The 14,349-nt window shown below is 67.8% G+C and carries 13 protein-coding genes; 7 read left to right on the top strand and 6 right to left on the bottom strand.

What is annotated here, in order from left to right; genetic code table 11:
- Positions 1 to 10 precede the first annotated feature (10 nt).
- On the top strand, positions 11 to 1,231 hold the full coding sequence (locus FQ137_RS08505; protein WP_149291997.1) for an acetyl-CoA C-acetyltransferase: 1,221 nt from the start codon (positions 11 to 13) through the stop codon (positions 1,229 to 1,231).
- Positions 1,232 to 1,719: 488 nt separating this feature from the next.
- On the opposite strand, the gene FQ137_RS08500 is transcribed toward FQ137_RS08505, so the two are convergent.
- The 3 genes from FQ137_RS08500 to FQ137_RS15570 all read right to left on the bottom strand — a co-directional run bounded on the left by FQ137_RS08500 (position 1,720) and on the right by FQ137_RS15570 (position 4,007).
- Entirely contained in the window at positions 1,720 to 2,583 is an 864-nt protein-coding gene (locus tag FQ137_RS08500) for a Bax inhibitor-1/YccA family protein (RefSeq protein ID WP_149291996.1), read from the bottom strand.
- 265 nt (positions 2,584 to 2,848) lie between these two features.
- The gene (locus FQ137_RS08495) at positions 2,849 to 3,745 is read right to left on the bottom strand and encodes an excalibur calcium-binding domain-containing protein (RefSeq protein ID WP_223146497.1); all 897 of its coding nucleotides are present in this window, start codon (positions 3,743 to 3,745) and stop codon (positions 2,849 to 2,851) included.
- 76 nt (positions 3,746 to 3,821) lie between these two features.
- Positions 3,822 to 4,007: a hypothetical protein gene (locus FQ137_RS15570; protein WP_255583834.1), complete on the bottom strand. Its 186-nt coding sequence runs from the start codon at positions 4,005 to 4,007 to the stop codon at positions 3,822 to 3,824.
- A 129-nt stretch (positions 4,008 to 4,136) separates the two neighbouring features.
- Here FQ137_RS15570 and FQ137_RS15390 point away from each other — a divergent pair, with 129 nt between their 5' ends.
- Positions 4,137 to 4,307 carry a hypothetical protein gene (locus FQ137_RS15390; protein WP_188064853.1) on the top strand — a complete coding sequence of 57 codons (171 nt, stop codon included), beginning with the start codon at positions 4,137 to 4,139 and terminating at the stop codon, positions 4,305 to 4,307.
- Between the two features lie 50 nt (positions 4,308 to 4,357).
- Here the strand turns inward: FQ137_RS15390 and FQ137_RS08485 are convergent, their stop codons facing one another.
- Entirely contained in the window at positions 4,358 to 5,737 is a 1,380-nt protein-coding gene (locus FQ137_RS08485) for a family 1 glycosylhydrolase (protein WP_149291995.1), read from the bottom strand.
- 92 nt (positions 5,738 to 5,829) lie between these two features.
- Positions 5,830 to 7,353, bottom strand: coding sequence for an MDR family MFS transporter (locus FQ137_RS08480; RefSeq protein ID WP_149291994.1), 1,524 nt, complete (start codon positions 7,351 to 7,353; stop codon positions 5,830 to 5,832).
- Positions 7,354 to 7,642: 289 nt separating this feature from the next.
- Between FQ137_RS08480 and FQ137_RS15385 the strand changes: the two genes are divergently transcribed.
- The 5 genes from FQ137_RS15385 (at position 7,643) to FQ137_RS08460 (ending at position 12,039) form a co-directional block, all read left to right on the top strand.
- On the top strand, positions 7,643 to 7,804 hold the full coding sequence (locus FQ137_RS15385) for a hypothetical protein (RefSeq protein ID WP_188064851.1): 162 nt from the start codon (positions 7,643 to 7,645) through the stop codon (positions 7,802 to 7,804).
- Positions 7,805 to 7,898: 94 nt separating this feature from the next.
- Entirely contained in the window at positions 7,899 to 8,912 is a 1,014-nt protein-coding gene (locus FQ137_RS08475) for an AraC family transcriptional regulator (protein ID WP_188064849.1), read from the top strand.
- 141 nt (positions 8,913 to 9,053) lie between these two features.
- Positions 9,054 to 10,229, top strand: a complete 1,176-nt coding sequence (locus FQ137_RS08470) for a hypothetical protein (RefSeq protein ID WP_149291993.1) — start codon at positions 9,054 to 9,056, stop codon at positions 10,227 to 10,229.
- Complete coding sequence (locus FQ137_RS08465; protein ID WP_149291992.1) at positions 10,226 to 11,056, top strand: SDR family oxidoreductase; 831 nt, start codon at positions 10,226 to 10,228, stop codon at positions 11,054 to 11,056. Before FQ137_RS08470 ends, FQ137_RS08465 begins: the two co-directional genes overlap by 4 nt.
- On the top strand, positions 11,053 to 12,039 hold the full coding sequence (locus tag FQ137_RS08460) for an alpha/beta hydrolase (RefSeq protein ID WP_149291991.1): 987 nt from the start codon (positions 11,053 to 11,055) through the stop codon (positions 12,037 to 12,039). The genes FQ137_RS08465 and FQ137_RS08460 overlap by 4 nt, the downstream gene beginning before the upstream one ends.
- A gap of 69 nt (positions 12,040 to 12,108) precedes the next feature.
- On the opposite strand, the gene FQ137_RS08455 is transcribed toward FQ137_RS08460, so the two are convergent.
- Positions 12,109 to 14,196 (bottom strand): NAD(P)/FAD-dependent oxidoreductase, encoded by a 2,088-nt coding sequence (locus FQ137_RS08455; RefSeq protein ID WP_149292732.1) that lies wholly within the window; start codon positions 14,194 to 14,196, stop codon positions 12,109 to 12,111.
- Between the last annotated feature and the right edge of the window lie 153 nt (positions 14,197 to 14,349).

Genomic DNA, 14,349 nt, shown 5'->3' with positions numbered 1-14,349 from the left:
GGAGCTTTCCATGCCGGAAGCCGTAATCGTCTCGTACGCCCGCTCACCCATCGGCCGCGCCAACAAGGGTTCCCTCGTGGGCATCCGCTCGGATGACCTCGCCGCACAGATGGTAAAGGCCGCGCTGGACAAGGTCCCCTCGCTCGACCCCACCCAGATCGACGACCTCATGCTGGGCTGCGGCCTGCCGGGCGGCGAGCAGGGCTTCAACATGGCCCGCGTCGTCTCCGTTCTCGCCGGGATGGACACCGTCCCCGGTACCACGGTGAACCGCTACTGCTCGTCCTCGCTGCAGACCACGCGCATGGCGATGCACGCCATCAAGGCCGGCGAGGGCGACGTCTTCATCTCCGCCGGTGTCGAGACGGTCTCCAACTTCTCCAAGGGCACCGCCGACCACATCCCCGACACCAAGAACCCGATCTTCGCCGACGCGATGGCCATCACCGACAAGCGTGCCGAGGGTGGCGCCGAGGTGTGGACCGACCCGCGTGAGAAGGGCCTGCTGCCCGACGTCTACATCCCGATGGGGCAGACCGCCGAGAACGTCGCGCAGATCACCGGCATCACCCGCGAGGAGCAGGACCACTGGGGCGTGCGGTCGCAGAACCGCGCGGTCGAGGCAGTCGAGCGCGGACACTTCGCCAAGGAGATCACCCCGGTGACCATGCCGGACGGTACCGTCGTCTCCGCCGATGACGGCCCGCGGCCCGGCACCACCTACGAGAAGATTTCGCAGCTCAAGCCGGTCTTCCGTCCCGACGGCACCATCGCCGCCGGCAACTGCTGCCCGCTCAACGATGGCGCGGCTGCGCTCGTCATCATGAGCGACGTCAAGGCCAAGGAGCTCGGTCTGACGCCGCTCGCGCGCATCGTCTCCACCGGCGTCTCCGGCCTGTCCCCCGAGATCATGGGTCTCGGCCCCATCCAGGCCGTCAAGAACGCGCTGAAGATCGCCGGCAAGTCGGTCTCCGACATCGACCTGTTCGAGATCAACGAGGCGTTTGCCGTGCAGGTGCTCGGCTCGGCCCGCGAGCTGGGCATCGAGGAGGACAAGCTCAACGTCAACGGTGGCGCCATCGCGCTCGGCCACCCGTTCGGCATGACGGGCGCCCGCATCACCGCGTCGCTCATCAACAACCTGCAGGACAAGGACAAGCAGTTCGGCGTCGAGACCATGTGTGTCGGCGGCGGCCAGGGTATGGCGATGGTGCTCGAGCGCCTCAGCTGATCACACCCGGCGCGGTGTAACCCCGCGCCAGCGACGCGCGCCGCGTCGTTCCCCACCCGCGTGGCGTCGCCTCGCGTGGAGCGTTCCGGACACCTTCCCCGAGGAGGGTGTCCGGAACGCTTTTCTCGTATGGTGGGCGCCCGCTGCGCACCCCTGGGGTGGGCGGGTGACAACGGGGCCGGATGACCTCGGTGATTACGGCCGCCAGGTGTGCACCCTGTGGTTCGGCATCGTGCTCCCGGGCTGACCGGCATTTCCGCCCCCACCCGGTGCCTTGACCTCGAGTGGTCACAAATGTTGAATCCGACACCACTTTTCCTGGGCCGATGTGACGCGATGTGACCACTCAGCGAAGCACCGGGCGCTGGAACTCGAGGACCTGCCCGAAATGCCGACGACCCCGGTTCCCCTCGCGGGGGCCGGGGCCGTTGGATTCGCCGGGGCCTGTTCTGCCCTGATCAGTCAGGCAGCGCTACAGCTCGCGTCGGTCAGTCGCGGAAGTAGCTCATGAGGCGGAGGATCTCGACGTACAGCCACACCAGGGTGACCGTGAGGCCGAGCGCGACGCCCCACGCCATCTTGGACGGGGCACCGGCGCGCACGAGGCGGTCGGCGTTGTCGAAGTCCATTAGGAAGCTGAACGCGGCCAGGCCGATGCACAGCAGGGTGAAGCCGATCGCGATCGGGCCGCCGTCGTACAGCGGGTTGGATCCGGTGAACAGGCTCAGCACGATGCTGCCCAGGGCCGCGAACAGCACGCCGACGATCGCGGCGGACATGAAGCGGGTGAACTTGGGCGTCACGCGGACGGCGCCGGTCTTGTAGACGAAAAGCATGCCCACGAACACGCCGATGGTGCCGAGGATCGCGGCACCCACCGCGCCGAGGACACCGCCGGTCCCCTGCAGATCGATCGTGAACAGGTACGTCGCCGCGCCGACGAACAGCCCCTCGAGGGCGCCGTAGGTCAGTGTGACGGGCGCGGAGTCCATCTTGCGCGCGAAGGTGGCGATCAGAACGGTGATCAGGCCGCCGATGCCGCCGACCAGGATGAACGGGAACAGCAGCCCCGGGTTCATCGTGATGAGGTAGAAGGCGATCGCGCCGACGATGCTGAGCAGACCGAGGGTCGTGCCGGTCTTGGCGACGACGTCGTCGATCGTCATGGGCCGCGTATCGGCGGCGAACTGCGGGTGCGCCTGCGGGGCACCGTAGCCGGCCTGGGCGCCGAAGCCCTGCTGGCCGTACTGTCCTTGCTGGAAGGCGCCTCGGCCCGCACCACCGAGGTGGGTGGCGCTGCGGGCACTGTCCGTGGACAGTGAACTGAAGACCGGGTTGCTGCTGGTGCGCATCGAGGTCCCTTCGGAATTGTCGGGGAAGGTCGTTGGTCGAGAGTCCCCGCCGGGTCACCGACGAATCACTCGTACATGTGCAACGCGCGGGCTCACCTGTGTGTTCCCGACGCCGTCGCCCATCTTGCCCGATCGGCACGACAGGTCGGGGAACCACTCCCGGGGGACGTGGAGTCGACGGGATAGGGGCGCCTGCGGCGGCGACCCGAACGACGACGACGAGGTTTTCAGTGCCGGGACGGCCCGCGGTTGCAGGCGGCGCGGATTATTCGCAGGCGACGCCGTCGTTGTCGCGGTCCAGTTTCGAGGCGTACCCCGGTTGCCCGCGGTACAGCGGCGCGACGCCGGCGGCCCGGGCCGCCGAGCAGTTGGGGTAGTACGCCGCCTGCGGGACCGGCTCGGCGACCGGGGCGGGCGCGTAGGTCTGCGGCGGGGCGTACGTCTGGGCCGGGGCGGGCGCGTACGTGGGCGCGGGGGAATCGGTCTGCCGGGGCGCGTACTCCGATTCGACGGCGACGGGCGTGACCGGGGTCGCCGATGCCGGTGAGCTCGTGGGGGTCTGGGTCACGATGGTCGTCGGTGCTGCGGCCCGGGCCGTGGTGGTGACGGTGCTGGTCGCGGCCACCGGGCTCGAGGCCGGGGTCAGCGAGGGCGCGGGCGTGGGCATCAGCGCCGCGCCGACGACGAGCATGGCGGCCGAGGCGGAGCCGACCACTGGCCAGCGCCGGGCGAACGGGCTCAACGGTGTGTTCCAGGTCAGCGGGCTCAGCGCGTCTGGGGAGACGTAGCCGGCCATCGACTGCGCGGCGAGAGCGGCTTGCCGGTCGAGTTGGAAGTCCTCCTCGGCGTGGGTGCGGTCCTCGCGCTCGCAGAAGACCCACCACCCGCCTGGCAAGGCCATGGCCAGACCGATGAGCGCCATCGCCACAGACTCGAGAACACCGCTGCCGAGCGTTCCGAGTGCCGCGACCACCATGATCCCGCCCAGCACGAGGCCGGCCCAGGCGAGGACCGGCTTCCAGACGGGAGGCGTGAGGTAGGTGGGCTCCGTCAGGGTGGGACGGGCCATGGAGGGCAGGACGATCGGCATGCTCGCGGTCTTTCGAGGGAGGTGAAGTGCCCGCGGCGGCCACAGGACGACGCGCGGTGAGAATGTGAACATTACTCCTCCGCACGCCCTCCGCCAAAGAAATCCTTATCTACACCGGAGCCGGCTCGCGCGGGGGGCCAACCCGTCGTCATTGGTAGGTCTCCCTGAAGGTCGGGGCGAGGCTGGCGCCCCAGTCGTCGCGGAGGTCGTCCACGTCGCCGGAGAGAAGGCTGCGGCCGTGGCACATCAAGACGGGAGTCGGGGCCGCGCCGAGGGTGCCGAGGCGAACGACGACGAGGTCGACCACCCCGCCCGCGCCGCAGGAGCAGGCCACACCGAATCTACAGGGTTGACCGATACCCCAGGGGGTATGTAGTCTCGGGGCATCAGCCAGTCGGATCCTCGACTGGCGGTCGACGCCATCCACGCCGACGACAACCCCCACCCCTTGAGGAGTCCCATCATGTGCCGTCCCGCCACCTGCAAGACCTGCGGCAAGACCACCTGGGCCGGATGCGGAATGCACGTCGACCAGGTGATGTCCGGTGTGCCCAAGGCCGACCGCTGCCCGGGCCACGAGGCCGATGCACCCGCCGTCAAGGTCGGCTTCTCCGCCAAGCTGTTCAGCAGGTAATCCCGGCGCCGTCGTCGAGCGCGTCTCCGCCGGCGTGCCGGGAGCCACCACTATCCCGCCAGCTTCGCCAACGGCCCCTCCGCCGACACCGCACCGATGCAGCTGTCCGGAATGGTCGCAAGCGAACACCATGCGGCCGGCAGTACCGGACGGTATCCGTCGGACACTCCCCCGCCCGCGATGATGTCCCGATAGGCCTCGACGCCCGACGTCGGCCGGCGCGTCAGGGTCGGGTCGCCGAGCACGTCCACCCGGTACAACCCGAACCGAGCCGAGTAGTCGCCCCATTCGTAATTGTCGACGAGAGACCAGTGGTTGTAGCCGATCACTGGGTACCCGTCCGCCACGGCCCGCTGCAGCCAGAAGACGGTGTCGCGCAGGAACTCGCCCCGCTCGATCCCGTCGCCGCGGACGCCGTCGCGGGTGGGCATGCCGTTCTCCACGATGTAGATCGGCTTTCCCGGGTAGGCGTTCGCATAGTGCGCGATCGCCTCGTAGATCCCCTCTGGCTGCGGCCGCACGGCCGCGAAGTCGTCCCACGCCGCATTGATGGCCGTGAGGTTGTTCAGCGCGACCCCGTAGTAATAGTCGATGCCTACGTAGTCGACAACGTCGGCCACCCTGTCCCCTACCAGCGTGTCGGTGAACTCGGTGGCCATTGGCAGGTAGGCCTCGTTCATCGTGACCATCGCAGCCGGGTCGGCCCGGTGGGCGGCAGCGTAGCCGAGCCGGTGGGCGGCCTCGACATTGTCAAGAAAGCGGGAGAAGTCGGTGAAGGCCGCCCGACCGATGGTCGTCTCATGCTTGAAGAACACCATCGGCTCGTTGAAGCTGACCCACATCGTTCCGTCGCCGGCCCACCGGTCGGTGATGAGGTCGGCAAAACGGCCGAACGAGTCCACCGCGCCGGGACCCAGGAAGCCGCCCTCGTCGGCGAGCCAGCCGGGGTAGACGAAGTGCACCATCGTGATCATGGGGGTCATGCCATGTCGGCGGACCGCGTCGATGATCCGGTCATAGTGTCTGAGTGCCTCGTCGTCGTACTCCACCGGCGCGGGCTCGATCCGCGCCCACTCCACGCTCAGCCGGAAGGTGTTGACGCCCATCGCCGCGGCGTTGGCGATGTCCTCCTCGTAGCGGTTCCAAAAATCCACCGCGTCGCCGACCGGGTCGGCCTGGCCCGTCGGCGCGGCCGCGTCGACGTACCGCCTCCAGTTGGAGTCCGGGTTCGAGCCTTCGACCTGGAAACCCGAGGTAGCGACACCCCAATGGAAGCCAGCGCCCGGCGTGGTGGCCGGCTCACCCGGCCGGGCCGCAGCGCTCGGGTGCGACTGCGGAGCCACCGCGACCGCCAGGACGAGCGCCAGGAGAACTGAAAGCCCCCTCCGGATGATCGTCGGATGCCCTGCCCACCGCGCGCTTCCGCTCATGAGTGAACCCTAGGAAGCACCCCGGCGAACAGCAGCGGAATGACCCAAGTTCCCGAACCGGGAGCCCTCGAGCCGGAGACTCGTTCGGCCGACTACGCCGAGGCGGTCTCCTCCGATTCGGCAGACGGGGCGGACTCGGACTCTTCGGTCCGCAGCGCCGAGGCGGGCCCCTCGGTTTGCGCGCTATTGCGGACGAACCACACGCCGGCGACGGTGATGAGCGAGATGATCGCACCCAGCAGCAGTGCGTTGTGGACGCCGGTCATCTGCGCGGCGACGTCGCCGAGGCCAGACTCGGCGCCGGAGACGATGCCCAGCGTCATGACGGTGATGAACAGCGCCGTGCCTGCGGCGGCGGCGACCTGCTGCAGGGTGTTGAGCAGAGCCGAGCCGTGCGAGTACAGGTGCGGCGGCAGGGAGCCGAGCGCGGAGGTCATGAGCGGCGAGAACAGGAACGCCAGGCCCACGCTGAGCACGATATGCCAGACCACGACCGTGACCAGCGAGCTGTCTGCGGAGAAGAACGTGTACATCCCCCACAGGCCGGCGGACGCGAGGATGGAGCCGGGGATGATGAGCGGCCGGGGGCCGATCCGGTCGAACGCGCGGCCCACGAACCAGCCGAGCACGCCCATGATCAGGCCGCCGGGCAGCAGCGCCAGCCCGGAGTTCAGGGTGCTGGTGCCCACGACCTGCTGCATGTAGAGCGGCAGCAGGATGAGGGTGCCGAACAGCGACATCATCGAGACGAGCATGAGGGCCAGGCTCACGGTGAAGGTCGGAAACGCGAACGCCCGCACGTCGAGCAGTGCGTAGTCCTTGAGCGAGAGCTGGCGCCAGACGAACACGGCCAGTGCGACCACGCCGATCGCCACGGGGATCCAGGGCGAGATGAGGGCGTTGTCGCTGGCGGCCTCGCCGATGGAGCTGAGGCCGAAGATGAGGCCTGCGAAGCCGATCGCCGAGAGGACGCCGGAGAAGATGTCGAGCGGGATGGGCCGGGGCTCGGTGACGTTCCTGATGAGCACGGCGCCGGCCACCAGCGCCAGCAGTCCGATAGGAAGCACCGACCAGAACATCCAGCGCCAGCTCAGCACGTCCAGCACCAGCCCGCCCACGGTGGGGCCGACGGCGGGGGCGACGGCGATCACGATGGAGATGACGCCCATGGTGCGGCCGCGACGGTCGGCGGGCACCACGTTGAGCACGGTGGTCATGAGCAGCGGTATCATGATGGCGGTGCCGACCGCCTGGACGACACGACCGGCAACCAGCATGGGGAACACCACGGCCAGCGACGCCAGCAGGGTGCCCGAGGTGAACGTACTCATCGCGATGACGAACACGGACCGCAGCGGCAGGCGAACGAGCAGCCAGCCGGTGAACGGGATGACGACAGCCATCGTGAGCATGAAGGCGGTGGTGAGCCACTGCGCTGTGGCTGCGGTGACGGCGAACTCCACCATCAACTGGGGCAGCGCCACGGACATGATCGTCTCGTTGAGGATCACCACGAACGCGGCCGCGACGAGGAGCGCGATCAACTGCACGGTGGCGGCCGGCAGGGGCTGGGAAGCTGTGCTGGCCTGCGGTTTAACGGCGGCGTCAGACGTCACGGGTCGTCCTTAGGAAAATCGTGCTGCGGAGAAAGAGTTTCGGGGCCCACGGGGCACGGGGCACGGCGCGCGGGAACTCTCGCACTCTAGCGGAGTTCGGACCCCAGCCCAGCCCGGAGTGATCCCCGTTACGCGAGGCGCTTCCTCTCGCTTTCCCGACACCCCAAAAGCTGCACCCCGTGGCAAACATACCCCCATGGGTATAAGATTCGGTTGGGGCGCAAGCCACTGACCCCTGGACCCCATCCCAGGCTGACCATCAACGCCGACCATCAACGAGGAGAACCCCATGTGCAGAGCTGTGAAGTGCCGCAAATGCGGAAAGACGACGTGGGCTGGCTGCGGCATGCACGTCGACCAGGTGATGTCCGGCGTGCCGCGTGCCGACCGCTGCCAGGGCCACGCTAGCGAGCCCAAGGAGGGCTTCTTCGCCAAACTCTTCGGGCGCTGACACACGTGGCCCCCCCTTCGACGCCAAGACTCAGGACCTGCGGGATCACCTCGCGCACCGCTATCTTGACTGGCGTGACCACCCTCGAGCCGCCGTGCAGCCGCTGATCCGGGCCGCCAGCCTGCGCGGGTTCTCCGGTCTCGTGTCCGAACTCGGCGGGGATCCTGACGCGTTCCTGGCTGAGTTCGGCATCGACCGAGCAATCCTGGAGAGCGACGACGGACTGCTATCGATTACCGACCATGACCGGATGCTGGATGCCGCCGCAGCCGAGCTCCGATGCCCCGACCTCGGACTACGGCTGGCCGAGCGGCAGGACCTGACGATCCTCGGCCCCGTCGCCCACGCCATTCGCTCGTCAGTGACAGCCACAGAGGCCTTGGAGTATGCCGGGCGTTTCATGTTTGTCCACAGCCCTGTCCTGAACATCGGCATCGACCGTGATCCGTGGGGTCGACGCGGGGTGATCGCCCTGACCTACCGCAAGGAACTGGCCGAATCGCCGTACTCCCCGCAGGCGCTCGAGCTGGGGCTGGGCCTGTTCTATCGGGTGGCGGTGCAGCTTCTCGGCCGGGCGACGGGCCTGCGATCGGTGGAGGTTCCGCACGGGCCGTTATCCCCGACCATCCGCTACCTCGATTTCTTCGGTGCCGATGTGAAGTTCGATCGCCCGGTGGCCGCTCTATGCGTAGAGCGCCGGAGCCTGGACACCTCCTTCGCGACCGCCGACGAGGAGATCCGCCTGGCTGCCCTTCATCACCTGACGGGCGAATACTCGGACCCCACACGGACGGTGGCCAACCAGGTGCGCCGCGCCGTCCGCGATAGCCTTCCCGGCCCGATCCCCTCGGTCGCAGAGGTGGCCGCCCAGCTCCTGCTCCACCCGAGGACGCTCCAGCGCCGCCTCGCCGTCGCCGGCACTACGTACGGACAGGTGGTGGACAACCTACGACGGGATCGGGCGTACCAGTTCATCACCACCACCGACCTGTCGTTCATCCAAATCGCCGACCTGGTGGGTTTCACTGAACAGTCCACGCTCAGCCACGCGGTGAGGCGGTGGTTTGGCATCTCCCCCGGCGAGCTCCGGCTCCGCGGGAGACGCTAGACCACCTCTGAGGTCGCTGCTGAGATCGCGGGCAGCATCGTGGATCGTGTACCCGCAAACTGTCGCGTGCAAACAAGTTTTGTCCTGCCCAACGTCGGATGCTGGAACAAACGGAAGAACGTCTCCCGTCAAGGAGTGGCAATGACGACGCAGCAGCAGTCGACCGAACAGAACATGACCGACCCGCAGGACACCAAGCGGACCCTCGAGCAGATCGGGGCCCGGTCAATCCCTGAGTTCGACGGCGTCCATGACATCTGGCCCCGCGGCGATCGGCTGGAGGCCGTGCGCGCGGCAGCGACCGAATACAAGAAGCGATTTGTCCAGCAGGGCCAGGTGCGCGCGGTGAAGTCGGTGGATGTGGCCGGCGCACCGTACCCGGTCAAATACGCGTTCGACAACGCCGTGAGCGTGCCCAGCCTGCCGCTGATCACCATGATCAACCGGATGGTGGTGGTGCAGTACGACGACTGGAACGGGCGACCCCGCACACTCGTCTTTGAGCCCACCGTCCCCGCCGGTTCGGCCGAGGCACCGTTCTACTCCAACCTGCAGAAGATGGTCGACAAGATCCCGTTCGGGGCCATGGCCAGCAAGGTGATCCTCAAGTACTTCAACGAGCCGGACGTGGCGCTGGCAAAAGTGGGACTTAGTCCAGAGGACGTGGACTTCTGCACGTTTGACCACCTACATGTGCAGGATCCGCGGATGATCCTGGGTTCCAGCCAGACCATCCCCGGTGAGGCCTCGCCGCGCGAGCCGCTGTTCGGCGACGCCAAGATACTGACGCACCGCCGTGAGTTTGCCACGCTGGAGAGCCTGCATCCCATGCAGTGGGCTTGGTACGTGGAGGACGGCCTCGAGGGTGTGGACTTGGACAAGTTCGCGCTGTTCGACGGCGACATCGAGTTGGGCCCCGGCATCGCGCTGCTGTGGACGCCCGGTCACACCGACGGCAACCATTCCTTGGTCGTCAACACTCCAGATGGCGTGTGGGTCTCGTCGGAGAACGGTATCTCTCTGGACAACTGGCAGCCCGAGCTCTCCAAGATTCCGGGCGTGCGCAGCTACCACGAGCAGTTCGGTCGCGAGATCTGCCCCAACGCCAACACCCTCGAAGACGCCCTTGATCAGTACGACTCCATGATCAAGGAGAAGACCATGGCGGATCCGTGCACGGACGATCCGCGCTGGCTGCAGATCCTGCCGTCCACTGAGCTCGCGCCGTGGAAGCGTTTCTGGCCGGTCGTGCCCACGTACTGTCATGGCGGGATCGAGTACGGACAGATCGAATCGGGCCTGAAAGACAAGAAGTGACGACGACGAAGCCCGCCGCTCTCGTCACCGGAGCCGGTCGCGGGTTGGGCCGTGGGATCGCTGAGCTCCTGGCCGATCGCGGGTACCTCGTCATGGTCACCGACCTCGACGCCGACACCGCGGCTGCTGCTGCGACGGAAATCGGCAGGGGTGCGCTGTGGGCTGTGGTCGACGTGCGCGAACACGCACAGGTTGAGAGTGCTCGTGATGAGCTGATCGCCGCCGCCGGGTCGCTGGATGTCTGGGTGAACAACGCCGGGGTGCTGCACACGGGCCCGGCATGGGAGCAACCCGAGGACCTGCGCAAGCTGCAATTGAACGTGAATGCGCTGGGCACGATCAACGGCACGGTCGCCGCGATCGACGCCATGCGGGGTCGCGGTGGGCACATCATCAACATCGCCTCGCTGGCCGGACTATCGGCGGTGTCGGGCGAGGCCGTGTACGCAGCGTCCAAACACGCGGTGTTGGGGTTCAGCAGCAGCACCGCGGCGGACCTGCGGCTTGCCGGGGTGAAGAACATCGCCATCTCGTGCGTGTGCCCCGACGGCATCTGGACGCCGATGCTCTACGACAAGCTGGAGGATCCGCAGGCTGCATTGTCCTTTTCCGGCGTACTTCTCCAGCCTGAGGATGTCGTGAGAGCCGTAGGCAAGGTACTCGACTCACCCAAGGCCGTGACGGCGCTGCCTGCCTGGCGCGGGATGATCGCGCGGCTCGGGGCGGCGTTCCCGCGACTAGGGGTGGCCGCGCTGCCGCTGCTTGCCGCTCAGGGACGCCGGGTTCAGAAGAAGTTGCACCAGAGCCAGGAGTTGTCCCGAGGATGACCGCGCAGGCCTCCGGAGCCGCACTGTCTGGCCCGATCATCACGCACCGCTCGCCCAGTCCAGAGTCCCGCGCACTGTATTGGGGCGCGCGGGCCACGCTCCGGAACGTGTACCGGGCGTGGCCGCTGACCGAGGCTGGCATCCGGCGGCTCGCGGCAGTCGAGCGCGGTTTCGCCCGGCTGCCTCACTCCCCCGATGTGCGCGTTGATAGCGGGGAACTGGGAGGTGTCCCAGTGGTCACCACGGCACCGGCGGCCACAGATTCTCGGGGAGGCACAGCCGGCGTTTCCGACCTCGCAGTGCTCTACCTTCACGGCGGCGCGTTCGTGTTCTGCGGTCCCGACACTCACCGCCGCGTGTGCAGTGGACTCGCCACCGACCTGGGCGCACCGGTGCACGCTGCGCGGTATCGCAAATTGCCGGAGGTTGACCTGGGGACTGTGGTCGAGGACGCCTACTCCGCCTACCGGGCACTGTCCGATAGATTGCCGGACGGGCACCGGATCGTTGTTGCCGGAGACTCGGCCGGCGGGTTCCTGTCCGCGAAAATCTGCGAGCTCAGCGCACTGGACGGCGTCCGGAGGCCTGCTGCGGTGGTGGGCTATTCGCCGTTGGTCGACCTCGACGGCGACGTGCGCGAGGGCCGTTGGTTCCGCCGCGACGCCTACCAGCCGGCGAGCACGGCCCGCCGCGTGCAGTCGCTCTGGGCGCAGCAGTCCGAGCACCTGCGTGGCGAGAGATCGATGTTGGACGTCGATCCGGAGTTCTTCCCTCCCACGCTCATCACTGTGGCGGCTGGAGAGCTCATCGAGGCCGGGGCACTCGCGCTGACCGCACAGCTGCACGATGCGGGCCGCTCAGTGGAGACGCATCGCTGGCACTCGGCGGTCCACGCCTTCCCGGTCCTCAATTCGCTCACTCCGGAAAGCCGTCAGGCTCGCGCCATCACCGTCGACTTCCTACGCAGGGAGCTCGGTCGATAGTTCCGCCTTTGCCGTCCGTGGCACAACGGCATCCTTCGGGGTGACGCGAGCCGGACTCTGGATTACCTCTCAGCCGACCGTCGCGGCCTTCCATGCCGAGTGGATTGCGCCGTGGATGTAGCCGACGTCGCCAGCGTCGCCGATGACCTCGCAGTCGATGCCGGCGGCGCGGAGTTCGTCGGCGAGCGGGGCGGCGGCGGTGGTGCCGTCGGCGTAGACGACCATGTCGGCCGGGGCGGACTTCGCCTCTCCCTTGGCAGTGGTCCACTCGACACCGGACTCGGTGATGCGGGTGACCTCCACCTGACGCTGGATATCGACACCGTGTTCGCGGGCGTGACGCACCGCAGTCCAGCGGCGCGGCATCGCCAGCGGCAGCCCGAGTTGCTGCGACTCGTGCAGCAGCGTGACCTTGCGGCCACGCTCAGCGAGGAACTCAGCCAGCTCCAGGCCGACCAGCGACCCACCGATCACCACCACGTTCTTGCCCATCGGCAGCGCGATCTTGGTCAGTCGACGGATCCAGGACGGGCGCTTGGTGATGGTCGACAGCTTGCCCAGCCGTCCGGCCATCCGCAGGAAGAACCCGGCCTCGTCAGCTGTAGCGGTGCCCAGCATGGTGGCGCGCAGGGAATCACCGGTGTGGACGTGCGGTAGGCCGCCGCCCGGGATGGTCGGGGCGGGGCGCTTCGCGCCGGTCGCCACGATCACGCGGTCCGCGCCCAGCGCACGGATCGACGCGGGCGTCGCCTCGGTGTTCAGCCGCACATCGATGCCGAGACGCTTGGCCTCCGCCTCATAGAAACGGATCAGCGGCTCGTTTGCCGGCGTGGTGAGGGTGGAGAACCACATGGTGCCGCCCATCCGGTCGGCCTGATCGAGCACCGTCACGCGATGCCCGCGCTCGGTCAGCACCAGCGCCGACTCCATTCCCGCGGGTCCGGCGCCCACCACCACGACATGCTGCCGCTTGGGTGCGGGCGTCAGCGGCAGAAGCTTCTCGTTACCCAGCGCCGGGTTCACCGCACAGAACGGGGTGTCGTCGAAGAAGTTCTCGGCCACACACAGGTAACAGTTGATGCAGGGCCGCACCTGCTCGGGAGTCCCGGCGGCCAGCTTGTTGGGCAGGTTCGGATCGGCGAGCAGTTGCCGGCCCATCGCGGCGAAGTCGACCTTGTCGTCGTCGATCGCCTTCTCCGCCACCTCCGGCAGCATGCGGCCCACGCCGACCACCGGGATCGACACGGCCTTCTTGATGGCTGCGGCGTTGTCCACGTACGCGCCGATCGTGTCGGGCAGTGGGCCGTCGGTGAAGTTGTTGAAGGGGTTGCGGCCCCAGCCGGTGACGTGGATCGCGTCGGCGCCCGCGCGCTCGAACAGCACCGCGGCCTCGGTCGCCTCGGGCAGGGTCAACCCGCCGTCCTGGCCGTACTCCTCCCCGGCCACCCGCACGATCACCGCGAGCTGGTTGCCCACCCGCTCCTTGACCGCAGCGATGACCTCACACGCCAGGCGCGCACGGTTCTCGAGCGACCCGCCGTAGCCATCGGTGCGCTTGTTGTCGCGACGGTTGAGGAACACACCGAGGATGTACCCGTGGGCGGCGTGAATCTCGATCGCGTCGGCGCCGGCCTTGGCGATCCGCTCGGCGGCATCGGCCCAGGTGGAGATGAGCCAGGAGATGTCAGCGTCGTCCATCTCCTTGAAAACCATCTGCTTACCGCCGGTGGCCGCGCCCATCCGTGCCAACTCCTCCGGCGTGCTGTCGGCCAGAGCGGACATGTCGTAGCTGTAGTCCTGCACGCTGGGCGCGATGACCGGCCGGTCGTTGGCGACGTCCACGCGCGCGACCTTGCCGTGATGCGTGGACTGCACGCACAGCTTGGAACCCGCCGCGTGCACCGCGTCCGCCAGCGCCTTCAGGCCCGGGATGAACTTGTCATCCGACAGGCCCGGCTCCTTCATCGACGCTGCCCCCACAGGGAACGCGATCGCGCACGCCCCCGTGATGATCAGACCTGCTCCCCCGGCCGCGCGGGCGGCGTAGTGGTCGATCTCCCGCTGCTCGATTTCACCGTCCTCGGACACGTTCATGTCCATGGCGGGAAGCACGATGCGGTTGTGCGTCTCCATCGGGCCGATCCGGCCGGGAGACATGAGACGAGGGAACGAGGTGAGGGTAGCCACGCGAGTAGATTACTCCGAAGTCGACGGGTGTCGACTGCAAGCACAGAATTGTGTGCGCCCCCAGCGGGATCCGACGACGACGAGGGCGCGCTCTCGACTCGTGAGCCGGTGCCGGTAGACAGG

This window comes from Dietzia sp. ANT_WB102 (assembly GCF_008369165.1).
GTDB lineage: Bacteria > Actinomycetota > Actinomycetes > Mycobacteriales > Mycobacteriaceae > Dietzia.
This window is presented reverse-complemented; position numbering and strand designations above follow the sequence as displayed.